The sequence below is a fragment of the Micromonospora pisi genome (assembly GCF_003633685.1).
GTDB lineage: Bacteria > Actinomycetota > Actinomycetes > Mycobacteriales > Micromonosporaceae > Micromonospora_G > Micromonospora_G pisi.
Genome location: NZ_RBKT01000001.1, coordinates 4,329,382 through 4,353,596, shown reverse-complemented (window position 1 = coordinate 4,353,596; position 24,215 = coordinate 4,329,382). Strand labels below are relative to the sequence as shown.

The 24,215-nt window shown below is 69.9% G+C and carries 25 protein-coding genes; 24 read left to right on the top strand and 1 reads right to left on the bottom strand.

The annotated features are described in order from the left end of the window. The 21 genes from BDK92_RS18495 (at window position 1) to BDK92_RS18400 (ending at window position 20,857) form a co-directional block, all read left to right on the top strand. Entirely contained in the window at window positions 1-1,641 is a 1,641-nt protein-coding gene (locus tag BDK92_RS18495; RefSeq protein ID WP_121157833.1) for a sodium/solute symporter, read from the top strand. Between the two features lie 120 nt (window positions 1,642-1,761). Next, window positions 1,762-2,772: a hypothetical protein gene (locus BDK92_RS18490; protein ID WP_121157832.1), complete on the top strand. Its 1,011-nt coding sequence runs from the start codon at window positions 1,762-1,764 to the stop codon at window positions 2,770-2,772. A 314-nt stretch (window positions 2,773-3,086) separates the two neighbouring features. Continuing rightward, window positions 3,087-4,298, top strand: a complete 1,212-nt coding sequence (locus BDK92_RS18485; RefSeq protein ID WP_121157831.1) for a helix-turn-helix transcriptional regulator — start codon at window positions 3,087-3,089, stop codon at window positions 4,296-4,298. 312 nt (window positions 4,299-4,610) lie between these two features. Continuing rightward, entirely contained in the window at window positions 4,611-4,823 is a 213-nt protein-coding gene (locus tag BDK92_RS18480) for a hypothetical protein (protein ID WP_121157830.1), read from the top strand. After that, window positions 4,820-4,963 (top strand): hypothetical protein, encoded by a 144-nt coding sequence (locus BDK92_RS39060; protein ID WP_170208609.1) that lies wholly within the window; start codon window positions 4,820-4,822, stop codon window positions 4,961-4,963. The genes BDK92_RS18480 and BDK92_RS39060 overlap by 4 nt, the downstream gene beginning before the upstream one ends. Next, window positions 4,960-5,214: a hypothetical protein gene (locus tag BDK92_RS18475; protein ID WP_147457020.1), complete on the top strand. Its 255-nt coding sequence runs from the start codon at window positions 4,960-4,962 to the stop codon at window positions 5,212-5,214. Before BDK92_RS39060 ends, BDK92_RS18475 begins: the two co-directional genes overlap by 4 nt. Before the next feature lie 378 nt (window positions 5,215-5,592). Beyond that, entirely contained in the window at window positions 5,593-6,351 is a 759-nt protein-coding gene (locus BDK92_RS18470; protein WP_121162365.1) for an ABC transporter ATP-binding protein, read from the top strand. Continuing rightward, complete coding sequence (locus BDK92_RS18465; RefSeq protein ID WP_121157829.1) at window positions 6,342-8,021, top strand: ABC transporter permease; 1,680 nt, start codon at window positions 6,342-6,344, stop codon at window positions 8,019-8,021. Before BDK92_RS18470 ends, BDK92_RS18465 begins: the two co-directional genes overlap by 10 nt. Continuing rightward, window positions 8,018-8,671: a flavin reductase family protein gene (locus BDK92_RS18460; RefSeq protein WP_425462243.1), complete on the top strand. Its 654-nt coding sequence runs from the start codon at window positions 8,018-8,020 to the stop codon at window positions 8,669-8,671. The genes BDK92_RS18465 and BDK92_RS18460 overlap by 4 nt, the downstream gene beginning before the upstream one ends. A 193-nt stretch (window positions 8,672-8,864) precedes the next feature. Beyond that, window positions 8,865-9,224, top strand: coding sequence for a DUF485 domain-containing protein (locus BDK92_RS18455; protein ID WP_121157828.1), 360 nt, complete (start codon window positions 8,865-8,867; stop codon window positions 9,222-9,224). After that, complete coding sequence (locus BDK92_RS18450; protein WP_121157827.1) at window positions 9,224-10,900, top strand: solute symporter family protein; 1,677 nt, start codon at window positions 9,224-9,226, stop codon at window positions 10,898-10,900. The genes BDK92_RS18455 and BDK92_RS18450 overlap by 1 nt, the downstream gene beginning before the upstream one ends. A gap of 199 nt (window positions 10,901-11,099) precedes the next feature. Further along, entirely contained in the window at window positions 11,100-12,077 is a 978-nt protein-coding gene (locus BDK92_RS18445) for a UDP-glucuronic acid decarboxylase family protein (RefSeq protein ID WP_121157826.1), read from the top strand. An 80-nt stretch (window positions 12,078-12,157) separates the two neighbouring features. Further along, window positions 12,158-13,405 carry an LCP family protein gene (locus tag BDK92_RS18440; protein WP_121157825.1) on the top strand — a complete coding sequence of 416 codons (1,248 nt, stop codon included), beginning with the start codon at window positions 12,158-12,160 and terminating at the stop codon, window positions 13,403-13,405. 187 nt (window positions 13,406-13,592) lie between these two features. Next, a complete protein-coding gene (locus BDK92_RS18435; RefSeq protein WP_147457043.1) occupies window positions 13,593-13,970 on the top strand; it encodes a hypothetical protein in 378 nt (125 codons plus the stop codon). Between the two features lie 238 nt (window positions 13,971-14,208). Beyond that, on the top strand, window positions 14,209-15,429 hold the full coding sequence (locus BDK92_RS18430; RefSeq protein ID WP_121157823.1) for an LCP family protein: 1,221 nt from the start codon (window positions 14,209-14,211) through the stop codon (window positions 15,427-15,429). Between the two features lie 265 nt (window positions 15,430-15,694). Continuing rightward, on the top strand, window positions 15,695-16,639 hold the full coding sequence (locus BDK92_RS18425) for an LCP family protein (RefSeq protein ID WP_121157822.1): 945 nt from the start codon (window positions 15,695-15,697) through the stop codon (window positions 16,637-16,639). 54 nt (window positions 16,640-16,693) lie between these two features. Then, entirely contained in the window at window positions 16,694-17,029 is a 336-nt protein-coding gene (locus BDK92_RS18420; RefSeq protein ID WP_121157821.1) for a rhodanese-like domain-containing protein, read from the top strand. A gap of 2 nt (window positions 17,030-17,031) precedes the next feature. Further along, the gene (locus BDK92_RS18415) at window positions 17,032-17,829 is read left to right on the top strand and encodes a glycerophosphodiester phosphodiesterase (RefSeq protein WP_121157820.1); all 798 of its coding nucleotides are present in this window, start codon (window positions 17,032-17,034) and stop codon (window positions 17,827-17,829) included. Window positions 17,830-17,928: 99 nt separating this feature from the next. Further along, window positions 17,929-19,389 (top strand): ATP-binding protein, encoded by a 1,461-nt coding sequence (locus BDK92_RS18410; protein WP_121157819.1) that lies wholly within the window; start codon window positions 17,929-17,931, stop codon window positions 19,387-19,389. 9 nt (window positions 19,390-19,398) lie between these two features. Beyond that, window positions 19,399-19,875, top strand: coding sequence for an ATP-binding protein (locus BDK92_RS18405; RefSeq protein ID WP_121157818.1), 477 nt, complete (start codon window positions 19,399-19,401; stop codon window positions 19,873-19,875). An 85-nt stretch (window positions 19,876-19,960) separates the two neighbouring features. Next, complete coding sequence (locus tag BDK92_RS18400; protein WP_121162363.1) at window positions 19,961-20,857, top strand: DUF5926 family protein; 897 nt, start codon at window positions 19,961-19,963, stop codon at window positions 20,855-20,857. Here BDK92_RS18400 and BDK92_RS18395 read toward each other — a convergent pair. Beyond that, complete coding sequence (locus BDK92_RS18395) at window positions 20,844-22,130, bottom strand: arginine deiminase (RefSeq protein ID WP_121157817.1); 1,287 nt, start codon at window positions 22,128-22,130, stop codon at window positions 20,844-20,846. The two genes, BDK92_RS18400 and BDK92_RS18395, sit on opposite strands and share 14 nt — an antisense overlap. Before the next feature lie 159 nt (window positions 22,131-22,289). Between BDK92_RS18395 and BDK92_RS18390 the strand changes: the two genes are divergently transcribed. The 3 genes from BDK92_RS18390 to BDK92_RS18380 all read left to right on the top strand — a co-directional run bounded on the left by BDK92_RS18390 (window position 22,290) and on the right by BDK92_RS18380 (window position 24,145). Continuing rightward, a complete protein-coding gene (locus BDK92_RS18390; RefSeq protein ID WP_121162362.1) occupies window positions 22,290-23,030 on the top strand; it encodes a hypothetical protein in 741 nt (246 codons plus the stop codon). A 186-nt stretch (window positions 23,031-23,216) separates the two neighbouring features. Beyond that, window positions 23,217-23,678 carry a hypothetical protein gene (locus BDK92_RS18385; protein WP_121157816.1) on the top strand — a complete coding sequence of 154 codons (462 nt, stop codon included), beginning with the start codon at window positions 23,217-23,219 and terminating at the stop codon, window positions 23,676-23,678. Window positions 23,679-23,755: 77 nt separating this feature from the next. After that, window positions 23,756-24,145 carry an ACT domain-containing protein gene (locus tag BDK92_RS18380; RefSeq protein ID WP_121157815.1) on the top strand — a complete coding sequence of 130 codons (390 nt, stop codon included), beginning with the start codon at window positions 23,756-23,758 and terminating at the stop codon, window positions 24,143-24,145. Window positions 24,146-24,215 lie beyond the last annotated feature (70 nt).

Below are 24,215 nucleotides of genomic sequence, written 5' to 3'. Positions count from 1 at the left end.
GTGGCGAATCCGTACCTGGTGCCGGCGATCGTCGCGGTCACCCTGATCACTGTCGCGATCGGTTTCTACGGGCTCAAACTCGCCCGGACCACCTCGGACTTCCTGGTCGCCTCGCGTACGGTCAGCCCGAACTGGAACGCGGCGGCGATCGGTGGGGAGTACCTGTCCGCGGCGTCGTTCCTCGGCATCGCCGGGCTGATCCTGAAATACGGCGTCGACGTGCTCTGGTACCCGGTCGGTTTCGCCGCCGGCTACCTGGCGCTGCTGCTCTTCGTGGCGGCGCCGCTGCGCCGGTCCGGGGCGTTCACCCTGCCGGACTTCTGCGAGGTACGGCTCGGTTCGCGTTGGCTGCGCAAGCTCGCCACGCTCTTTGTCATCTTCATCGGCTGGCTCTACCTGGTGCCTCAGCTACAGGGCGCCGGACTGACCCTGACCACGGTCGCCGGCGGGCCGTACGAGCTGGGTGCGCTGCTGGTGGGGGCGGTGGTGACGACGAACGTGGCGTTGGGCGGGATGCGGGCGGTCACCTTCGTGCAGGCGTTCCAGTACTGGCTGAAGCTGACCGCGCTCGCCGTACCGGTGATCTTCCTGGCGATGCAGTGGCAGTCGGACGGCCGTCCGGCGGTGACACCGCCGGACGGGCCGACGTTCCGGACCACGATCACCGTCGTGGTCGAGGAGCCGGCGACCCTCACCCTGCCCGACGGCGGGATCCGGGCGGTACGCCCCGGCGACGAGCTGACCTTCGCCGCCGGTGACCCGGTGCCGGCGGTGTCCGGCGCGATCACCGACGGGCCGGACTGGCTGCTGCCGAGCGCCGCCGGCAGCGAGGACCAGGACCTCTTCGCCACCTATTCGCTGATCCTGGCGACGTTCCTGGGCACCATGGGGCTGCCGCACGTGCTGGTCCGCTTCTACACCAATCCGGACGGTGCCGCCGCCCGCCGGACCACGTTGGTGGTCCTGGCCCTGGTCGGGATGTTCTACCTGCTGCCCACCCTGTACGGCGTACTCGGCCGGATCTACACCCCGCAGTTGTTGCTGTCCGGGCAGACCGACGCGGTGGTGGTGCTGCTTCCGGGTGCGGCGCTCGGCGGCGGCCTGACCGGGCAACTACTCGCCGCCCTGGTCGCCGCCGGTGCCTTCGCGGCATTCCTCTCCACCTCGTCCGGCCTGCTCACCAGCGTCGCCGGGGTGATCTCCACCGATGTGCTCGGTCGCGGTTCGGTACGCGACTTCCGGCTGGCCACGCTGGTCGCCGGGGTGGTCCCGCTGGTGCTGGCGCTCAACGTCTCCGGGTTGGACGTTTCCCAGGTGGTCGGGTTGGCGTTCGCGGTCGCCGCGTCGAGTTTCTGCCCGCTGCTGGTGCTCGGCATCTGGTGGCGGGGCCTGACCGACCTGGGCGCGGCGGCGGGCATCCTCGCCGGTGGCGGGGCGTCGATCCTGGCGGTCCTGGTCACCGTGGTCGGCTCGCCGCTCTCGGGCTGGCCGGCGACCCTGATCGCCCAGCCGGCCGCGTGGACCGTGCCGTTGGCGTTCACCGTCATGGTGGCGGTGTCGATGGCGACCCGACGCCGGGCCCCGGCCGACGTCGGCGCCACCATGCTGCGCCTGCACGCCCCGGAGGCGCTACGCCTGTAGCCCGGCGGGCCCGAAGTGATCTATGTATCACCAGGGTTGGGCCATGATCAAAATCATCCGCCCTGCAATAACCTCGGCTCGCACCGCCCCCTCACCCATCACCGACTCCTGGGAGCCCGCGTGTCGGCACTGCTACAACGGGCGCTCGGCGTCCACGTCGATCCCTGCGAGGGCGACCCGGTCGCGCGCCGACTGACGGCCGCCGCCGCCCGGCGCGACTGGCCGGCGGTACGGGAGATATTCGACGGGGTCACCGACCTCGACGACAGGTCGTTCTACGCAGAAGTGGTGAGCGTCGTACCGGGCGTGGAGAAGTGGCTCTCCGCCGTGATACGCGACGAACCGTACGACGCCACGGCGCTGGTGCTCTACGGCTACCGGATGACCGTTCTCGCTTGGAAGGCCAGGGGAAACACGGGTGGCGAACATGTCACCCGACAAGGTTGGAGAAAGTTCTTCGAGCGCCTCCGGATCGCCGAGGAGGCGCTCGACCAGGTCATCCTCAAAGATCCGGACAACGTCACCGCCCGGTACGGGATGATGATCACCAGCCGTGGGCTGCAGTTCGGCGTGGCCGAGACCCGCCGACGCTTCGACGAGATCGTCTCCCGCCACCCGGGGCACCTGCGGGCCCACCAGCAGCTACTCCAACAGCTCTGCACCAAGTGGGGTGGCTCGCACGCGGCAATGTACGCGTTCGCCCGCGAGTCGATGAACCGGGCACCGGCCGGCAGCCCGCTCGGCAGCCTGGTCGCCATGGCGCACCTCGAATACTGGTTGCACACCTCCGGGAGCACCGGGCGACTCGACTTCCGCCTCAACACCCGCCACTTCCGCACCCCAAAGGTCCGGGCCGAGTTGCGCGAGGCGCTCGACCGCAGTGTGCGGCACCCGGACTACCAGCGTCGTCCCGGCTGGGCGCGAGTGCACAACGAGTTCGCGACGGCCCTGGTCCTCGCCGGCGAACGGTCCGCAGCGGCCGAACAGTTCCGGACGATCGGTCCGCACCTCACCCGCGTGCCATGGATTTACCTCACCGCCCTGGTTCCTTGGCAGTGGTCCTCCCGTGGCTACCGAAGTCTCGCGTACCTGCTCAGCCCCTTAGACCGCCAGTCTCGGCCGGACCGGTGAGCTGACGGCCGTCGGTCGGCACGCGGTGTGAGCAGGCAGCCGGTCGAGCACGGCCTCCGTCGGTCGCCGCGTCGAGTTTCTGCCCGCTGCTGGGGCTCGGCATCTGGTGGCGGTGTCGATGGCGACCCGGCGCCGGGCCCCGGCCGACGTCGGCGCCACCATGCTGCGCCTGCACGCCCCGGAGGCGCTACGTCTGTAGACCTTCTCGTGGAGAGCGACCTACCCGCACCTGCCAAGAAAGCGCGGGGAGAGAGACGTTCGACGATGCGGTGTACGGTCGGGTACATGATGTACCCAATCCAGTGAGGTGCCAGATGACCGAGCAGTCACAGCCCACACCAGGACAGCGCGTCGAGCGCCTACGCCGGGCCGCCGGCCTGTCCCGTGAACGTCTTGCCGGACTGGCCAGCCTCTCGCCCACGACCGTCAAGTTCATCGAGAACGGCAAACGGTCGCTGACGCTGAGAGCAGCTCAACAGCTCGCGCCACCACTCGGCGTCCGTGACCTCGGCGACCTGTTCGGACCAACGGTCACTCTGTCCCTCGACGGCCACCCCAGTCACCCCGCAGTGGAGGACGTTCGTCGGGCGCTGACCGCATGGCACGTCACCATGACCGGCGAACCCGCCAGCACCGACTACCTGCGGGGGGCGAGCGACTTCGCCTGGCAGACCTGGCACACCTCACGGCAGCAGCGCACCGAGGTCGGGATGCTGCTGCCCGGCCTCCTCGATGCCACCCAGCGGGCGGCGCGGCTGCACGAGGGGCCCGACCGGCGGGCCTCCCTGGCCTTGCTCGCACAGTCGTACCATCTCGCCCAGGCGTACCTGGCGTGGCACGGCGACCGAGAACTGTGCTGGCTGACCGTCGACCGGGGCATGGCCGCCGCCCTCGACGCGGACGACCCGCTGGCCCTGGCGCAGGCCATCTGGTATGCGGCGCACCTGCTCCGATCCACCGGCCGGGGCGATGAGGCGATCGAGCGTCTGCGCGAAGCGCGTGGCCCGATCGAGCCGCAGGTGGCGGACGGACCGGCCGAATACGCCGAGATGTTGGCCGACCTGTACCTGTGCTCGGCGTTGACCCGGGCGCGGGCCGGTGACCAGGGTGCATGGGCCGACTGGCAGTCCGCACGGGACGTGGTGCACCAGGTGCTGCCGGCGGACTACGTGGGTCTGCGGACCCGGGTGTCCCGGCCGCTGGTCGAGGTGTACGCGGTGATGTGCGCTGTCGACCTAGGCGACCCCGACGAAGCGCAACGGCGGGCCCACGCTCTCGACCCGGCCACCATCCCCTCGACCGAGCGCCAGGGCCGACACTATGTCGAGCTGGCCCGCAGCGCCGACCTCGAAGGCGCCAGGGAGGCGACCCTGCACCTGCTGACGAAGGCCGACTCGACCTCACCAGAAACGGTGCGGTACAGCCCGCCTGCTCGGGACATGCTGACCCGGCTGGCTACCGAGGCACCGGCTTCGATCCGCGCGGACGCGGTCGAGTTGGCCGAACGAGCCGGCATCAATCTGTAGGGGGTACTCGCCGTAACCGGGTACGCCACGTACCCCTTGGTGCTCTTGCTGACACCTAGCGTGACCTTGTTCGCGGCGAGGTGTCGCACCGGGACGCTTTCGGTATCTCGTAGCTATTTGCCTCGCCGCGATCACCTGAACTGGCGCGGTGAGGGGCACACACCCATCTCCGCCTGACGGTGGCCCCACAAGTGGGCCCGCTCGCCGCGCCTCCGATCGCACCGGTGACGGCCGGTGCCCGGAGCGCGGGGATGTGGTCGGCCGGCTTGCTCGCACCTCGTCCCCGCGCTCCGCCTGAGGTGAAGGTGGGCGATGAACAGCACGCGACGCAAATGGTTCCTGAAGCCCGACGACCCTGCGCCGGTTGACCAGCCGGTCTCGGCTGCCGCGCCTGCCCGGGAGGTCATCCGGCCCGATCGGGAGTCGGTGCTGCTGGCGGTGGGTGCGGCGACGACCCTGGGTTTCCGCCGGTACGGCGCCGGGGCGCGGCCGGTCCGGCGGAACTCCGGGCGGTGGTCGGGGTGACCAGCGACGCTGAGCAGCGGGTACGCAACGCGCTGCGGGTGGTCAAGCTGCACGAGACCAGACGGTGTGAGCAGTGCACGGAGGACGGTTGCCCGGCGCTCGCGGCGGCGCGGGGGCTGACGAAGCCGGGTGAGTGGTGAGCGTGCTCCTGCCGCATCAGCGGCTGCGGTTGACTCAGTTGCGGGCGCGGAAGATGGTGCGCCGGCACTGGCCGGTCGGCGGGCGCTGCCAGCGGTGTGTGATCGGGCGGACCTGCACGTTTTTCGTCCGGGCATGTGTGGTGCTGGAGGCGATGGGTGACAACTACCAGCCCTACCCACTGCCCGAGCCGTACGTGATCCGGGAACTGGTCACCCGGTTCCGCAACAAGATCGACCGCCCCGTCTTCTGATGAGCCGCAACGACGAACCACTCACCCCGGCCGGCATCTGGTGGTCAGCCGGCATGACGATCACCGGACACACCGGAGGCCGCCGCTGCCCACAGTGCCGCCCCGACGGGTGCGACCAACTCGCCTGGGCAATACGGGAACGAGCGGCAGGCACCCCGATCCCCGGTATCGGTGATCGGGGTGCCTCCGTAACCGAACCGGCTCCCAGCCGAGTCACCACCTGGGGGTGGCCCGACCCGACGGGACAACCCGCCAGGTGTTGCTGGCCCCGATCGACGAACCGGACATGACGGTGGGGACCGGGCGAGCGGGCACGTGTGACGGATCGGCACGGCACGGACACGATTCGGCGCTCAGAGCGACTACCGTCAAGGAATGATCGGGGCTGAGCACGCCGCTCTCGCGCTGCGCGGGCTGGGCAAGCGGTTCGATGCCAAGGTCGCCGTGGCCAGGGTCGACCTCGAAGTGCCTGCTGGCTCGTTCTACGGGCTGCTCGGCCCGAATGGCGCCGGCAAGACCACCACTCTTTCCATGGCGGTGGGGCTGCTCCGGCCCGACGCGGGGGCGGCCTGGGTGCTCGGCCACGACGTCTGGGCCGATCCGGTACGGGCCAAGCAACTGCTCGGCGTGCTGCCCGACGGGGTACGCCTCTTCGACCGGCTCAGCGGTGCCGAGTTGCTGGCGTACCACGGTCTGCTCCGGGGGATGGAGCAGGCGGTGGTCGACCAGCGGGCCGGCGAGCTGTTGGACGTACTCGCGCTGGCGGATGCGGGCCGGACCCTGGTGGTGGACTACTCGGCCGGCATGAAGAAGAAGATCGGACTGGCCTGCGCGTTGCTGCACGGGCCACGCCTGCTGGTGCTCGACGAACCGTTCGAGGCGGTCGACCCGGTCTCGGCCGCCCTGATCCGGGACATCCTTCAGCGGTACGTCGCCGGTGGCGGCACCGTCGTCTTCTCCAGTCACGTGATGGAGGTGGTGGAGCGGCTCTGCAGCCACGTCGCGATCCTGGCCGACGGCACGATCAAGCGGGTCGGCACCCTCGACCAGGTACGTGGTGACCGCTCGCTGGAGGAGGTCTTCGTCGAGGTGGTCGGCGGTCGTACGGCGACCGGGGAGGAACTCGCGTGGCTCTGAGCCCTCAGGGCGCGGTGACCGGCGTACACCCCGTCTCGGCCCGGCACTTCGTCCGGCTCAAGCTGCGGATGATGGCCAACAGCTTCCGTGGCCAGGGCTGGCGGATCGCGATCTTCCTCAGCGGCATCGTGATCGGCGGATGGTTCGCCGCGTCCGGCTTCACCCTGCTCGCCCTGCCCGGTCTGCTGGGCAGCCCGCAGATGGCCGGCATCGCCGGCGCCCTCGGCGGCGCGATGCTGGTGATCGGCTGGCTGCTGCTTCCGCTGATCTTCTTCGGCGTGGACGAGACGCTCGACCCGGCGCGCTTCGCCCTGCTCCCGCTCTCCCGGCGCACCCTGCTCACCGGGTTGCTCGCCGCGGCGCTGGTCGGAGTACCCGCGGCTGCCACCCTGCTCGCCACCGCCGGCCTGGTGCTGAGCAGTTGGGCGCTGGGCGGCTGGGTGGCGGGCCTGTTCGCCGCGCTGGGCATCGTCGCTGGCCTCCTGCTCTGCGTCACCGCCAGCCGCGCGGTGACCAGCGCCTTCGCCAACATGCTCCGCTCCCGTAAGGTGCGTGACCTGGCGGCGATCCTGCTCGCGGTCTGCGCCGCCCTGCTCGGCCCGCTCCAGGTGGCGGTACTGAGCGCGGCCGAGCGGGCGGACTGGGACCAGCTTGCCGTGATCGCCCGGGTGCTGAGCTGGACCCCGATCGCGGCGCCGTACACGATCGGCCTGGACGTCGCGGACGGCCGGGCCTGGGCCGTGCCTCTCAAACTGCTGATCACCGCCGTGGCCATCGGCGCGCTGCTGCGCTGGTGGTCGGCCTCGCTGGAGTCGGCGATGCTCGGCACGGTCAACGTCGGCACCGAGGCGCAGGCCCAGCCGGCCATCGGCGGGTCGGCCACTGCCCAACTCTTTCCCCGTGTGCTCGGTTGGTTGCCCCGCGACCGGTACGGCGCCCTGGTCGCCCGCGAGGCCCGGTACTGGTGGCGGGACACCCGGCGCCGGGCCAATCTGATCACCTTCGCGGTGGTCGGCATCTTCGTCCCGGTCACGGTGAACCTGGGCAGCGAGGGCCTGGCCAGCGGCTCGGTCGGCTTGAGCGCGTCCCCGGTGCTGGTGAGCCTGTCGATGGTCTTCGTCGGGGTGGTCGCGGCGGTCACCCCGGCGAACCAGTTCGGCTGGGACGGCAGCGCGTACGCGGCGAACGTGATCGCCGGCGTGCCCGGGAGGTTGGAACTGCGGGCGCGGGTGGTCGCGTTCTCGCTCTACGTGGCTCCGCTGCTGGTGGTGATCGCGGTGATCCTGGCGTTCTTCCGCCAGGAGGTCGGGTGGATCGGCGTGCTCGCCGGATCGCTCTTCGCCGCGTACGGCAGCGGACTCGCGGTCACCCTGTACGTCTCCATCCTCAGCCCGTACGCCCTACCCGAGAGCACCAACCCGTTCGCGATGAACAGCGGCGCCGGGGTGGCGAAGAGCGCCCAGGTGCTGCTGGCGATGGTGATCGGTTCGGTGCTCGCGCTGCCGATGGTGATCGCCACCGCGCTCTTCGGCGACGTCTGGCTCTGGTTGGCACTTCCGGTCGGGCTGGCGTACGGTCTCGGCGCGCTGGCGGTCGGCATCCGTCTGGCCGGCGACGAACTCGACCGACGGATGCCCGAACTACTGGTCGCGATCACCCCGCGCCGGTGAGCGGCCAGAATGAGCCGGTGAGCGGAACCGAGATCCCTACGGACGGGATGTTTCACGTGAATCCAGAACCGGGTGCCCGGATCCACGACACGGACCCGTTCGCCACGCCGGACTCCGACCGCTCGCCGATCCGGCGGATGCGGGGACGGCTGGCGAGCGCGGTGACGCTCTGGACCGCCGGCGGCGCCGACAACGTGGGCCTGAGCGGCGGAAACACGGGCGCGGGCGACGGAAACGCCGGCGTCCGGGTCGCGCCGGCCGGGCTGACCGTCTCCTCGACGCTGGTCGCCGACGGCGAACCGGGCCGGGTGCTCGGCCTGGTGGACGAGGAGTCGGAGTTCTGGGAGACGGTGTCGGTGACCGGCCGTTTCGCCGTCGCCACCCTCGGCCCGGCGCACCGACAGCTCGCCGACCGGTTCGCCGGCCTCTTCCCGGCGCCCGGTGGTCTCTTCGCGACCGGGGAGTGGACCAGCACCGGGTACGGTCCGGTGCCGGCGGATGCCGGGGCCTGGATGGGCTGCCGGCTGGACGCCTCACGGGAGTACGGGTGGTCGCTGCTGGTGGAGGCGACGGTCGAGCTGGTCGAGCTGGTCGGCGAGAGCGTGCCGATGGTGTACCACCGGGGTCGCTACCGGGGCCTGGCCGGCTGACCCGGCGCCCTTGACCGGGCCGCCGACCCGCTCGGGTCGACCGCCGTTGAGCGGCGTGACCGGGGTCACTGGGCGCAGCCAGTAGCCCGTTCGGCGCAGCCGGCCGCCGCCGCCACGGCGGCCGCTTCCCGGCAGGTCGGCGAGGTCCATACGGTGCGCGAAATCCCCCACACCTGCGAAGGTGGTGACTCCCATGTCCACGGATGCTCCCGCACCGGCGAGCGCGCCGGATCGGTACGTCGCAGTACAACAGTCGGACGAGTTCAGCGGGCTCCGCAAGGCGCTCCGCAGCTTCGTCTTCCCGATGACGGTGGCGTTCTTCCTCTGGTACGCCCTCTACGTGATCCTCTCCGCGTACGCGCGCGGCTTCATGAGCACCAAGCTGTTCGGCAGCAACATCAACGTCGCCCTGATCTTCGGGCTGCTGCAGTTCGTCTCCACGTTCGTGATCGCCTGGCTCTACTCCCGGTACGCCGACCGCAAGCTCGACCCGGTCGCCGACCGCATCCGGGCGGAGCTGGACAACGGGACCGACAAGGGGGATGAGTCCTGATGGACACCGTGTTCGCCGCAGCGGCGGCCGGTGACAACACCGCCCGTACGCTCACCATCACGCTCTTCCTCGTCTTTGTCGCCGCCACCCTGGGCATCACCATCTGGGCCAGCCGGCAGACCAAGACCGCGACCGACTTCTACGCCGGTGGCCGCTCGTTCTCCGGTTTCCAGAACGGCATGGCGATCGGTGGCGACTACATGTCGGCCGCCTCGTTCCTCGGCATCGCCGGCATCATCGCGCTCTACGGTTACGACGGCTTCCTCTACTCCATCGGCTTCCTGGTGGCCTGGCTGGTCGCGTTGCTGCTGGTGGCGGAGCTGCTGCGAAACTCCGGCCGGTACACGATGGCGGACGTGCTGGCGTTCCGGATGCGGCAGCGGCCGGTCCGGACCGCTGCGGCGGTCTCCACCATCACCGTGTCGATCTTCTATCTGCTGGCTCAGATGGTCGGCGCGGGCGCGTTGGTGGCGCTCCTGCTCGGGATCCGCCCGGGTACGACCTTCCTGGGCATGGACGCCGACGCAGCCAAGATCGCGACCATCATCATGGTCGGCGCCCTCATGATCATCTACGTGACCGTAGGTGGCATGAAGGGCACCACCTACGTGCAGATCGTCAAGGCGTTCCTCCTGATGACCGGCGCGCTGGTGATGACCCTCCTGGTGCTGGCGCACTACAAGTTCAACCTCTCCGCACTGCTCGGCGACGCGGCGGCGACCTCCGGCAAGGGCGACGCGTTCCTCGAACCCGGACTGCGGTACGGCGTCGAGGTGGCCGGCAACGCCACCCAGACCTTCTACAACAAGGTGGACCTGCTCTCGCTCGGCATCGCCCTGGTGCTCGGCACCGCCGGTCTGCCGCACATCCTGATCCGCTTCTACACCGTGCCGACGGCCAAGGCGGCCCGCAAGAGCGTGCTCTGGGCGATCGGCATCATCGGCACGTTCTACCTGTTCACCCTCGCCCTCGGCTTCGGCGCGGCGGCACTGGTGGGCGGGGAGGCGATCACCGCGCAGGACAAGGCCGGCAACACCGCCGCGCCGCAACTGGCCCAGGCGCTCGGTGCCGACTTCTTCGGCGGTGACCTCGGCGGGGCCACCCTGCTCGCGATCATCGCCGCGGTCGCCTTCGCCACCATCCTCGCGGTGGTCGCCGGCCTGACCCTGGCGTCGTCGTCGAGCCTGGCGCACGACTTCTACGCCAACGTGATCAAGCGTGGCGAGGCGTCGGAGCGGCAGGAGGTACGGGTCGCCCGGATCTCGGCCTTCGTGATCGGCGCCATCTCCATCGCCCTGTCGATCTTCGCGCAGAACCTCAACGTCGCCTTCCTGGTGGCGTTGGCGTTCGCGGTCGCCGCGTCCGGCAACCTCCCGGCGATCCTCTACAGCCTGTTCTGGAAGAGGTTCAACACCTCGGGCGCGGTCTGGGCGATCTACGGCGGTCTGCTCAGCGCCGTACTGCTGGTGTTCTTCTCGCCGGTGGTTTCCGGGGCGCCGACCGCGATGTTCCCGGGCCAGGACTGGCAGTGGTTCCCGCTCTCCAACCCGGGCATCATCTCGATCCCGCTCGGCTTCCTCGCCGGCTGGATCGGCACGATCGTCTCCAAGGAGAACGACGAGGAGAAGTACGCGGAGCTTGAGGTACGTGCCCTGACCGGACACGGCGCGCACTGACCTGATCCCGGCACCACACGCACACGACCCAACCGTCGGGCCGGGCGACCGCACCGGTCGCCCGGCCCGATCGTCACGGAAGGCCTGATCAGTCACCGTACGCAGTCAGTCAACAACCAGGCGAGATCGGGTGTCCGGTACGACCCCCGCCGCCTACCCATCACCCTTAGGTCATACGCGTTCTGGGTAGGCTGACGACATGGTGGTAGCCCAGCGATTCGGACCAGGTCACCGCATCCTCGTCACCGGAGGCGCCGGCTTCGTTCCATCCCACCTGGTCGACGCCCTGATCGCGCGCGGCTGCACGGTGGTGGTGGTGGACAACTTCGTCACCGGGTCGAAGGAGAATCTCGCCCATCTGATCGACCACCCGCGCTTCACCCTCGTCGAGGCAGACGTCTCCGAGGGGCTGCCCGAGCACCAGCCGGCGGTCGCCGCCCGATTCGACGCGATCATGCACCTCGCCTCCCCGGCGAGCCCCACCGACTTCGCCACGCTGCCGATCGAGATCCTCCGGGTCGGTTCCATCGCGACCCTGCACCTGCTCGACCGGGCGGTGGCGGACGGGGCCCGGTTCCTCATGGCCTCCACCTCCGAGGCGTACGGCGACCCGAAGGAACACCCGCAGACGGAGACCTACTGGGGCAACGTGAACCCGGTCGGCATCCGCAGCGTCTACGACGAGGCCAAGCGCTTCGCCGAGGCCGCGACCATGGCGTACCACCGGTTCCACGGGCTCGACACGGCCATCGTCCGGATCTTCAACACGTACGGGCCACGGATGCGGCCGGACGACGGGCGGGCCATCCCCACCTTCATCACCCAGGCGCTGCGCGGAGAGCCGATCACCGTGCACGGCACGGGGTCGCAGACCCGCTCGATCTGCTACGTCGACGACCTGGTGCGCGGCATCCTGCTGCTGCTGGACTCGACCGAGACCGGGCCGATCAACTGCGGCACCGAGCACGAGGTCTCCATGCGCGAACTGGCCGAGTTGATCGTGGCCCTGACCGGCAGCCGCTCGTCGGTCACCTACGTCGACCGGACCGCCGACGACCCGGAGATGCGCCGGCCGGACCTCACCCTGGCCCGCGAGCGCCTGGGCTACACCCCGAGCGTGGGTCCGGAGGAAGGGCTCCGCCGGACGATCGAGCACTTCAGCCAGCGCCTGGGCTGACTGCCCCATTCAGGACGAAACACACCGTTTCGGCGGTTGCTACCGAGCGTCCCTTGGCATCGCTCCGTACCCTGAGGCACATGTCAGCCAGCGCGTCGAACGGTCCCTCGTCCGCCAACGTCTACCCCAGATCGTCGGGCGGCACCTCCGGACGTGCCGTCGCCTCCGGCTCCGACTCCACCGACTCCCGGTCGGTACGCGGCACCGCGCGTCCCCGCCCACGCGGTGGCGAGCCGTCGGGGCGCACCTACGGCAGGGGCCCGGGTGGACCCGGCGGCCCCGGCGGACCGGTGGGTCCGGGCGGTCCGCTCCGTCGGGGTCCGCAACCCCGGTGGGGACGGATCGCACTGGTGGCCTGTGTCGGAGTGCTCGTCCTCGCCCTGCTCGCCGCTGGCGGGACCTGGCTGTACGTACGCGGACTGGACAACGATCTGGCGCGGACCGACCCGTTCTCGGAACTGGCCGGCGACCGACCGAAGTCGCTCAACGGAGCGCTCAACATCCTGCTGGTGGGGAGCGACTCACGCGATCCGGACGCGCCGGTCGACCAGTCGAGCCAGTGGCGGGCCGACACGATCATCGTGATGCACATCCCGGCGAACCACCAGGAGGCGTACCTGGTCTCGATTCCCCGTGACCTCTACGTGCCGATTCCGGACGGGGCCGGGGCGGAGTGCGGGAGCGGCGGACGCGGGAAGATCAACGGAGCGTTCGCGTTCGGCGGCCTGCCGCTGGCCGTACGGACCGTCGAGTGCATCACCGACGTACGCATCAATCACGTGATGGCAATCGACTTCGGTGGTTTCAAGGAGGTCACCGACGCGTTGGACGGGGTGGACCTGACCGTCGAACGCAGCATCACCTCCATCCACAAGCCTTACCGAAAGTTCGACAAGGGCGTCAACCACATGAACGGCGCGGAGGCGCTCGACTGGATCCGGCAGCGCAAGCAGTTCCCGGACGGGGACTTCGCGCGGATGCGTCACCAGCAGGAGTTCCTGCGGGCGTTGCTGGACAAGGCGGTCAGCTCCGGCACCTTGAGCAACCCGGCGAAACTGAACTCGTTCCTGAAGTCGGTCACCGCCGCCGTCACCGTTGACCAGGGTTTCTCCCTGGTGGACATGGCGGTGGAGTTCCGCAATCTGCGCGGCGAGAACCTGCGCTTCGTCACCAGTCCGAACCTGGGCAGTGACATGATCGACGGGGAGTCGGTGGTGGTCTCCGACCGGGAGAAGGCGCTGGCGATGTACCAGGCGATGGCGGCCGACAAGATGGCCGAGTGGGCGGCCTCCGCCTCCGGTAAGCCGGCCAGCCCGGCGGCAAACTGACCCACGGCCGACACCCGAGGATCACCGGTCGATGATATTGACAGCGTGATCAACATCCATTAGCCTCAATGTCTCGCGGATCAACGCTACCGGACGAACGAATTTCCGCGCCCCCACAAAATTGTGCTGGCGGGCCTCGCCGCGCCCATGACCAGGGGGTTCGTTCGCGACATCAGAGGAGAGAACCGTGGCTCACAGAAGAGTTGTAGCAGCACTCGGGGCGGCTCTTTTCGGAATCGCCGGATCCCTCACCGTGGCGCAGCCGGCCCTGGCTTTCCCGACATGCCCGTACCCGTACGTGTGCTTCTACGCGCGGGCCGAAGAGAACGCGCCGAACAACCCGATCATCGGGCGTTTCCAGTCGGTCACCGACGGGTGGCAGTGGCTCGACGGAGCGTACGGCGCGGACTACGTGGTGAACACCCGCAACGACGACGTCGCCCACTTCCACATGACCGACGGCCGGACCTACTGCGTGGAGAACAACTCCAGCCGCTCGTTCGAGAATGACGAACCACTGCGGTACGTGGACGGCATCCGCATTTCGAGCAACGCGAACTGCTGATCTGAGAGTGATTTGACCAACCCGGACGGTAACTAGATTGGTCACCGTCCATGGCGGTGCTCTCTCTCACTCCTTTGAGTGACGTCGAGAGATCACGCTTGTCGCCGTCTCCGCCGATCGCCCACACCGGACGATCGGCGGAGACACGACACATGGTGGAAACGTGAGGAAGCTCGCCAGATCTCATTTGTTTCCGTACAGTGGGCTCGCCCCCTTCGATCCGCGCCCTGGAGCGAGCATGCCGGTTCAGACCCGCCGACGTCCGACGTCGTCGGACCCGACCGAGAAGCCGATCCGTGTCGAGAGCATTCTCGGTCCCAACGGTGGCAGCGGCAGGACCATCAAGACCGGCAGGCGGGCTCCCCGCCGCAAGGATCCACTCTGGGCCCGGCTCACCCTGATCATGGGCGCCGTGCTGATGGTGAGCAGCGGTGTCGCGATCGTCGGCAGCAAGGCCGTGATCAATCAGGCCACCAGCAGCATCGAACAGGACAACCTGCTCGGCGGGGCCGGCAAGACGGAGGCCGAGGGCGGCAAGGACCTCAAGGGTCCGATCGACATGCTCCTGCTCGGCGTCGACGTTCGCGGATCGTGGGACCCGGAGGACGTCCGCGCGGACACCATCATCGTGCTGCACATCCCGGCCAGTCACGACCAGGCGTACCTGGTCTCGATTCCCCGGGACACCGAGGTGCAGGTGCCGCCCTTGAAGCGAGCCAACTGGTCGGGCGGCGCGGCAAAGATCAACAGCGCGTTCGAGATCGGCGCCCGGAACGGGGGAAGCTGGGCGGGCGGCGCGCAACAGATGGCGGCCACCATCAAGAACCTGACCGGCATCAGCTTCGACGGTGCCGCGATCATCGATTTCGGCGGTTTCCGCAAGGTCATCGACGCGCTCGGTTCGGTGCACCTCTGCGTCGACCAGGAGGTCGAGTCGTACCACATGAAGCTGGTCGACGGTAAGCCGATGTGGAACGCGGACGCCAAGAAGACCGGCAAGCCGATGAAGCCGGTGGTGCACAAGGTGGGCTGCCGGGACATGGAGGGCTGGGAGGCGCTGGACTACTCCCGCCAGCGCTACGGCCTGAAGAACGGCGACTACGACCGGCAGCAGCACCAGCAACAGCTGATCAAGGCCATGGCCAAGAAGGCGATGGAGGACGGCGCGGCGACCAACCCGCTCAAGCTCAACAGCCTGATGAAGGCCGCCGGCGAGACGCTCGTGCTGGACACCGGTTCGGCGAACGTCCCGGACTTCGTCTTCACGTTGCGCGGCGTCGCCGCCAACGACATGGTCATGCTCCGCACGAACGACGGCTCCTTCAACTCGACCACCCAGGGTGAAGAGGAGCGGGAGCAACTCAAGCCGATCAGCCTGGAGATGTTCAAGGCGGTCAAGGAGGACCGGCTGGCCGAGTTCGTCGCGGCCAACCCGAACGTGATCTCCAACAAGAAGTAGCCATGCCCAGGAAGTAGGCCCGGCGAGGCTACAAATTCCGCTGGACGGGTAGGCCGGACTCAGGTCGCACGTGAGACATCCTCACGCGGCAGGGGTCCGGGAGGTAGCCACGTTCAAGAGGAAACGGGTTACCCCGGGTAAGCCGGGGCACTCGGTACAGAAAGCCGACTCGTCACCATCGGACGAGCGGCGCCCTCGCCGCACCAAACCCGTACGTCGTATCCCCCGCTGGCCAAAGGCCCTGCTCGGGGTCGGGTTCGGACTGGTGCTGATCGCACTCGTCGCTGGTCTCGGGCTACAGGGCGTGACCCAGCGGTACGACCAGAGCCTGGCCAAGGAGCTGCTGCTCGACCCGGCCGCCCGACGGGACCGCTCGTCAGCCAGCAGTCCACTCAACTACCTGCTGGTCGGCTCGGACCGCCGCAACGCCGCCGAACAGTCGGACCAACGCGCCGACACCATCCTGATCGCACACATACCCGCCGGACGGGACCGGGCGTACCTCATCTCCGTACCCCGGGATCTGCTGGTGGAGATCCCACCCGCACCGGGGAACGCGTACAGCGGCGGTTCCGACAAGATCAATTCAGCGTTCCACTTCGGCGGCGGCGGACAACCCGGCGCACGCCTGCTCTCCGCCACGCTGACCCAGGTCACCGGGCTCCGGTTCGACGGCGCCGCGCTGATCGACTTCTCCGGTTTCCGCAAGGTGATCGACCTGCTCGGCGGGGTACGAATGTGCGTCGACACCCCGGTCCGGTCGATCCACACCAACACGCAGTTCAACCCCGGCTGCCAGGAGATGGACGGGGCCCGCGCGCTGGACTACGCCCGGCAGCGGTACGACCTGCCGGGCGGTGATTTCGACCGGCAACGACACCAGCAGCAACTGCTCCGGGCAATCATGGACAAGGCCAGCGCGAGCGACCTGCGGACGAATCCGCGCAAGCTCGACGAGGTGATCCGCGCGGTCGGCGCCTCGCTGACCGTCGACACCAACGGGACGCCGACCCAGGACATGGTCTTCGGCCTGCGCGGACTGCGCCCGGAGGCGATGAAGGGGATCCAGGTCCCCTCCCGCTCCGAGATGATCGGCGACACGTCGTACGTCGTACTGGACGAGGGCGCCGCCGGGCTGTTCCAGTCGCTGCGCGGCCCCGATCTGGACGGGTGGGCACAAGCAAACCCAAAATGGGTGAACCACCTATAAAGACGCGCACGCCCAGCTGAGCCGCGCCACCGGAGGGGCTCTAGGCTGGTTGCCGTGAACCGACCAGGAGTTCCCGTGGTTTCCGTGACCGAGGTCGACGCCGACGCGTACCTGCTCGACGTCCGCGAGCCCGACGAGTGGGCGGCCGGCCACGCGCCCGGCGCCCACCACCTGCCGATGATGGAGGTGCCGGCCCGCCTCGCCGAGCTCCCCACCGACCAGGACGTGGTTGTCGTCTGCCGCTCCGGTGGTCGCTCCGGCCAGGTGGTCTCGTACCTGCTCGGCAACGGCTGGGACAACGTACGCAACCTCGACGGTGGCATGCAGGAGTGGGCGGCGGCCGGCCGACCGTTGGAGAGCGAGAACGGACAGCCGGCCCGAGTGATCTGAGGATGACCGGGCCCCTGGTGTTCGCGCACCGTGGCTCCTCAGCCGCGCTGCCGGAACACACCCTGGCCGCGTACCTGCGCGCGCTCGACGAGGGCGCCGACGGGCTGGAGTGCGACGTCCGGCTGACCCGCGACGGGCACCTGGTCTGCGTACACGACCGACGGCTGGACCGGACCAGCAACGGCCGGGGTCGGGTGAGCGCCCGCACCCTCGCCGAGCTCGACCAACTCGACTTCGGCTCCTGGCACGACAGTCTGGCCGGCGAGGACGCGCCGACCGACGTACCGGTCGACCCGTCCCGTACCCGGTTGCTCACCCTCGACGGGCTGCTGCGCGCGGTCCGGGCGGCCGGCCGACCCGTCCGGCTGCTGATCGAGACCAAGCACCCCACCCGGTACGGGGCGGACGTGGAGCGCCGACTGGTCGAGCTGCTCCGCCAGCATGGGCTGGTCGACGGTGCCCTGGACGGGGCGGTGCAGGTCACCGTCATGTCCTTCTCCCCGCTGGCCGTACGTCGGATCCGCGACCTGGCCCCGGGCCTGCCCACCGTGCTGCTGCTCGAGGTGCTGCCGCCCCGGCTGCGGCTGGGTCGGCTACCGTTCGGCACCCGGATCGCGGGCCCCGGCATCGGTCTGGTCCGGGCCCGCCCCCGATTGGTGCCGGCGCTGCGGGCGGCCGGGAACCAGGTCTACGTCTGGACCGTCAACGACCCCGCCGACCTCGACCTGGTCCTCGACTGCGGGGTCGACGGCATCATCACCGACCGTCCGGCACTGATCCTCGACCGGCTGGGACGCTGAGCGGGGGCTGACGGCCCCGTTGCCGGTCACCGGCTGGGCCGGTGGTCGCCACCTGACCCGGTACTGCCCAAAACTGACCGGACGAGGCAGACTCGGGGCATGCCGGACCGCCCCGATTACTCCGCCCTCATCACCGGCCAGACCGTGATCATCGAGATGATCAACTCGGGCGACGCCGCCCTACCGGTCCTCAGCCATCTGCTCCGGGTCGCCCAACGTGTACTCGGTGCGGCCGGCATGGCCTTTGTGGAGTACGGCCCCACCCAGGGACGGATCATCGCCGCCTCCGGGGGCGCCGAATGGGCGATCGGCCGTCCGGTGCCGCTCGACGACCCGGCGACCGAACGCCTGCGCACCGGAGCCCGGGTCCAGGACATGCGGGTCGAGGCGCTTTCCTGGGAGCTCGGCCGGCACCCCGACGGGTCGGACCTGCGCCGGATGGGGGTCGCCCGGGCCGAAATCGGCGGCGTGATGATCGGCAGCCTGCACGCGTTCTACCCGGACGGCGACGACGACTGCTCGGCGGAGCACCGCGCCGTACTCACCTACCTCGCCACCTGCATCGCGCACGTCTACGGCGATCAGGCCGGCCTGCCGATCCACGGGGACGGGCCGGTGGTCGCCGCGCTCGCCGACGGCCTGGCCATCGCCGACCGGGACGGTCTGGTCCGGCTCTGGAACCCGGCCGCCGCACAGATCGTCGGGCGCGGCGCGGACCAGGTACTCAACCAGCCACTGCCCTTCCCGTTGCCACCCCCGGGACAGGTTCTCGACCACCGGCTCCCGGACGGTCGCTGGATCAAGATCACGTCGGGTGAGCTGCCCGGTGCGGTCACCTCCCGCGTGGTCACCTTCCGCGACGTCACCGACCAGTTCCGCGCCGACCACGACACCGACCTCTTCGTCGCGGTCACCAGCCACGAACTCCGTACCCCGGTCACTGTGATCAAGGGGTACGCCGACACGCTCACCGACCACTGGGACTCGCTCGCCGAACCCGACCGGCGCCAGGCGGCCCGGGTGATCGGACAGCGGGCCGGGGAACTCGCCCGCCTGGTCGACCGGCTGCTCTCCGCCGCCAACGACGCCGGACCGGTCGGCGGCGCGCCCCCCGTACCCTTCGACCTGGTCGAGGCGCTGCGCGCCGCAGTGGCCGACCTCCCCTCGCACCTGCGTCGCCGGCTGGTCCTCGCCCTGCCGGCGGACCTACCCAAGGCGGTCGGCGACCGGGCCAGCCTCGCCACCGTGCTGACCGAACTGGCGACGAACTCCGACAAGTACTCGCCCCCCGACTCCCCGGTGGAGCTGCGCGCGGAGGCGGACCGGCGCACGGTGGCGTTCCGGGTCAGTGACCGCGGCGTCGGCATCCGGCCGGAGCACGTCGAACGTGCATTCGAGCGGTTCTGGCAGGGCGAGTCGGGGGACCGGCGGCGCTATCCGGGCGCTGGACTCGGGCTCTATCTGGTTCGCCGGATCGTCGAACGACAGAATGGATGGGTTTCCCTGCGCCCCCGGGCCGGGGGCGGTACGGTCGCAGAGGTGCGGCTGCCCCGAGGGTGAGCTGCACCGATGGATTCCGGCGGTGTCCGAGGAGGCACGTCCGTGGCAACGGGGATCGCTGAACGCTCGTGGTGCGTGGTGGTCCCGCACGAGGCGAGCGGCGCACGGACGGCCCGCCTTCGGCTGGCCACGGAGCTCGCCGGGGTCATCCCGGCCGAGCTCCTCGCCGACGTGGTGGCGGTCCTCGCCGAACTGGTCGGGAACGCGGTCCGGCACGCCGACCCGCTGCCCGGCGGGGTGATCCGGGTGGCCTGGCGGCTGCGCAACGGACCCGGTTCCGACGTGGTCGGCATCCGGGTCACCGACGGCGGTGCGGCCACCCCGCCCCGGATCCGTCCGCTCGGGCTGGAGGCGGTCGACGGCCGCGGCCTGCACATCGTGACCGCGCTCGCGACCGAGTGGGGGGTCGAACGGGACGGACTCGGCCAGAGCGTCTGGGCCGAACTCGCCGTACCGGCCGACCATCGCCTGGTGGCACTGCACTGAGGTGATCCGCCGGGCGGCCCGAGTACCGGCACGCAATCATCTAGGCTGTCTCGCCGTGAGCAAGCGTCGAAAGCAGACCCGGACCGTGGCCGAAGCCAGTTCGAACAACGCCGCGGCCGAAGGCCAGCGGCCAGCGAAGGAGAAGCGGCAGAAGGTCCGCGACGTCTTCGTCCCCCGGCCCTTCGAGGGACTCGCCGACGAGGCCGAGTGGATCGCGCTGCGCGAACTCGTACCGGCCGCCTCCTCGCCGCTGCGGCTCACCCCCGAGCTGGTCGAGCAGTACGGTGATCGCCCGGTCACGCTCGCCACCGTGCTCCCCATGGCCTGGCCGGCGATGACCAAGCCGGACGGGCGGGTCTTCATCGGCCTGCAGCGCCACGACCAGTCCGGCGACGTCTCCCGGGACCTGGCGGTCGCGCTGCTGGCGGCGCTGGAGAGCGAGCCCGGTCAGCAGGTCACGGTGCCGCCGCTGCCCGGCGTCGGCCCCCGCCTGCAGGACCTGCTGGCGACCGACCGGCTCGACATCAGCATGCACGAGGGTTTCGACTTCTGGCTCGACGCCGACGCCGCGGACGATCCGACCGTGCAGGCGTCGCTGGAACGGGCCAACGCCTCGATCTACCCGACCGTACGGCTGGCGGCGGCTCCGGCCGCGTACTGGTGCCGGGTGCCGGAGAAGAGCCACGTACGTTGGGTCCTGCCGGACGACGAGGACGCCGCCCTGGACGCCCTCTCCCGGCTGAGCGCCGCCGGTGAGCTGACGCTCGGCGACGGCACCCGGTTCGCCGGGATGTTCCGGGCACACGGCCGGCTCGTCCCGGTCTGGGACCTGCCCCGCGCCCCCGAGGCGGACGAGTGGGAGGCCCCGCTGGCCGACTTCGCCAAGCGGTACGCCGCCGTACTCGCCGACCCGACGCCGCTGGACGGTGCCGCCCGCCGCGCCCGCCAGGGGCTCGTGGGCCGGCAGCTCACCCTGCGCTGAGCCGTCCCGGCAGCGGGTCGCGTACCAGCGGGTCGTTCAACAGCGGCTCGTTCAACAGCGGCTCCCTCAGCAGCGGGTCGCGTACCAGCGGGCAGGACATGCACCTCGGTCCGCCGCGACCCGAGCCGAGTTCGGAGCCGGCGATCCGGATCACCTCGATGCCGGCCCGTTCCAACTGCGCGTTCGTCTCGACGTTGCGCTCGTAGGCGACGCAGAGCCGGGGCGCCAGCGCCAGGGTGTTGTTGCCGTCGTCCCACTGCTCGCGTTCGGCGGTGACCGGGTCGAGGCCGGTGTCGATGACCCGCAGTGTCTCCAGGTCCATCGCGTCGGCTGCGGCCCGCAGGAACGGCGCCGGCCCGTCGACCTGCGGCTCGCCGTCGGGGCCGGCGATCACGGTGTACGCCGTGAGGGTGTCGGCGACGTTGGCGTACATCAGCACCAGGTCGACGTCGACCATGGTGCAGATCGTGTCCAGGTGCATGGTGGCGCGTTCCTGCGCGATCGGGACCACCAGGATCGTGTGGGCCAGCCCGGCCCCGAAGACCCGGCGGGCGAGCCGTTCGGCGCCGGCCGGGGTGGTCCGTTCGCCGACCCCGACGGCGATCACGCCAGGGGCGAGCAGCAGCACGTCGCCGCCCTCGATCCGCTCCAGACCCGGTTGGTAGACAAACGGGGTGCCGCCGAACCGGGGGTGGTGCCGGTAGATCGCGTCGGTCAACGAGGTCTCCCGTTGCCGGGCCGGCATGGTGAGACTCGTCACTGCGGCATGGTCTTTGATCCAGGTGGATGAATCCCGGGTGAAGAGAAGGTTCGGCAACGGGTCGATGACGAACTCGTGTCGGCCGAGCAACGTGTAGACCAAGCCGCCGGGGCGGTCCCAACTCGTACGGAGTTCCTCGTGTGCGAGCCCGGCGATGAGTACGCCGGCGAGCGCGGCCGGGTCGAGGTACGTCAGGTGGTCCGCGACCCGTCGCCGGAGGGTCTCGCCGAGCCGGGGGTCGGCCAGCACCTGTTCGGTCAGTTCGGCTCGGGCCTCGGGCAGGGCGAGGGTCTCGGCCAGCAGATTCCCCAGGTAGAGAACTTCGACGCCGCGTGCGGCGAGGGCGGCCGCGAAGGCGTCGTGTTCCTCCTGTGCCCGCCCGACCCACGGGATGGCGTCGAAGAGCAGGGAGCCGTTGTTCCGTGGTGTGAGCCGGGCGAGTTCGCCGCCCGGGCGGTGCAGCAGCACGGTACGAAGTTGGCCTACCTCGCTGTCGACGAAGTGTGTCACCATCGAAGCGTAGGGCAGGACTTGTCACCATCCGGGAAAACGGGCTGGGGGTGAATGTGGCATTCATCCATACTCACTCAGCGGTTCGTCTTGCAGAACCACCCGTGTGGCCACGTACGGTAGTGAAGACATAACCCGAGGGACCTTTTGCCGGAGGTCACGATGACTGTGTTTCCTGCGCGTCGCGCGGTACCCACCGCCCGAGCCCTACCCGCACCGCCACCGACCGGACCGTCCGCCACTCTCGAGACCGTCCGACCCACCCCATTGGACTGGGCTCGTCGCCGCCGGGCCGAACGCGAGGCTCGCCGGGTCGAGGCAGCGGGTGCCCGCGCACTCAACCAGCTCGACCACCTCGGCCCCTCCTGGCACGTGATCGACTTCCCCCGTGCCGACCTCTCGTCCGCCCACCCGCTCGACCTGGACCGCGCCGCCCGGGACGACCGGGCCAGCTTCCTCGCGATCGGACCCAGTGGACTCTTCGCGGTCACCATCGCCGATCACGGTCGGGCCCGCGTGATGATCGCCGGGGACGTGGTGCAGATCAACGGCAAGCGCCCGACGTACGTCGCCGAGGCGCGCCGGGACGCCAAACGAGCCAGCAAGGCGCTCTCCACCGCGGTCGGGCTGAGCATTCCGGTCACGCCGGTGCTCACCTTCGTCGGGTCCGGCGTGATCAGCGTCTACGGGCTGCCGAAGGAGTGTCTGGTCGCGACCCACCGCGAGTTGGACCGGCTTCTGGTCGCCGGCGGCACCCGCATCAGCGCCGCCACCGCCGAAAAACTCTCGCAGGTCGCACAGGCGCCTTCCACCTGGTTGAACGGCCCGTATCGGTCCGCAGCCGACTACCGCTGGTACGAGGACGGCCGAACGGCCGCTGACAAGCGGGCCAGCCACCGGTAACGTCACCAGCCAGCGTCACCTATCGGGGCGGGCGTCCGCTTTGTCCCCGACGCGGCACCGCTCCGCCCTGCTCGGGACCGGCGCGGTGTCGTGGCTCGCCGTCGCGACGTCCCCACCGGGGGTGAACACCGGCGAATCGTCGGTCGGCTAGCGTGGGTGCGGTTGGTGGAGTGCATAGGAGGCGCGGTGGCCCACGTCGAACTCTCACTCACAGAGGCGTTCGTGCCCCAGGGCGACGGCACCTCATCGGGTTACGAGTCCGACAGCTTCGCCCACTGGTCCGCCACCGTCTCCCGGGCCGCCGAGCCGTGCCTCCTCATCGACCTGCGCGCCACCATCGGTGCGATCTCCGTCTCCTGCTGCACGCTGCTCGGCCTGAAACCGCCGACGGAGGTGATCGGCCAACCGTTGCTCGGCGGCGAACTGCGCCTGCTGGACTTCACCGCGGCGCGGGGCGAACTGACCGAGCAGGAAGCCGACAAGATCCCGCCACTGCTCGCCCTCAGCTCCGGGCGACTCGCCCGCGGCCTGCTCCGGGTGCAGACCGGCGCCACCCCGGCCGCCGACACGACCGTCGACGCGATCGCCACCCCGCTCCTGGTCGGCGGCGCGGTCGCCGGCTCCCTCACCTTCCTCGCCAGGGTGTGACCACCCGGCACCCGCTGTGGCGTTCGCCGCATACCAAGGAGTTGGGACCAAACCCCAGCTCACCGTAAGGTGCCCTCATGTTGGATATCGCTCTGCTCCCGGAGGAATACGCGGTGTGTCGGCTGCCAGCCGGCTCGTCGATCCCCGCCGGCCTGCTGAGCGGTTCGGCGGATTCCGGCCTCATGTCGGTGACCTGGACCTCGGACGAGGTGTCGATCATCTGCCGGGCCGATCGGGCGCCGGACGGGGCGACCGTCGAGACACCGTGGCGCTGTCTGCGGGTCGCCGGCCCCCTCGACCTGGCACTGACCGGGATCCTCGCCTCGCTGGTCGTACCGCTCGCGGACGCCAGGGTGAACATCTTCGCGTTCTCCACCTACGACACCGACTACCTGATGGTGCCGGCGGTCCGCCTCGCCGAGGCGCTGGCCACGCTCACCCATGCCGGGCACCGCGTCTCCGCTTGAGCATCTTCCCGGCTGCGGGCGGCGGGCCTACCATGGGCTCGGTCAACTGATCGGCCACTCCGCCTCGGCT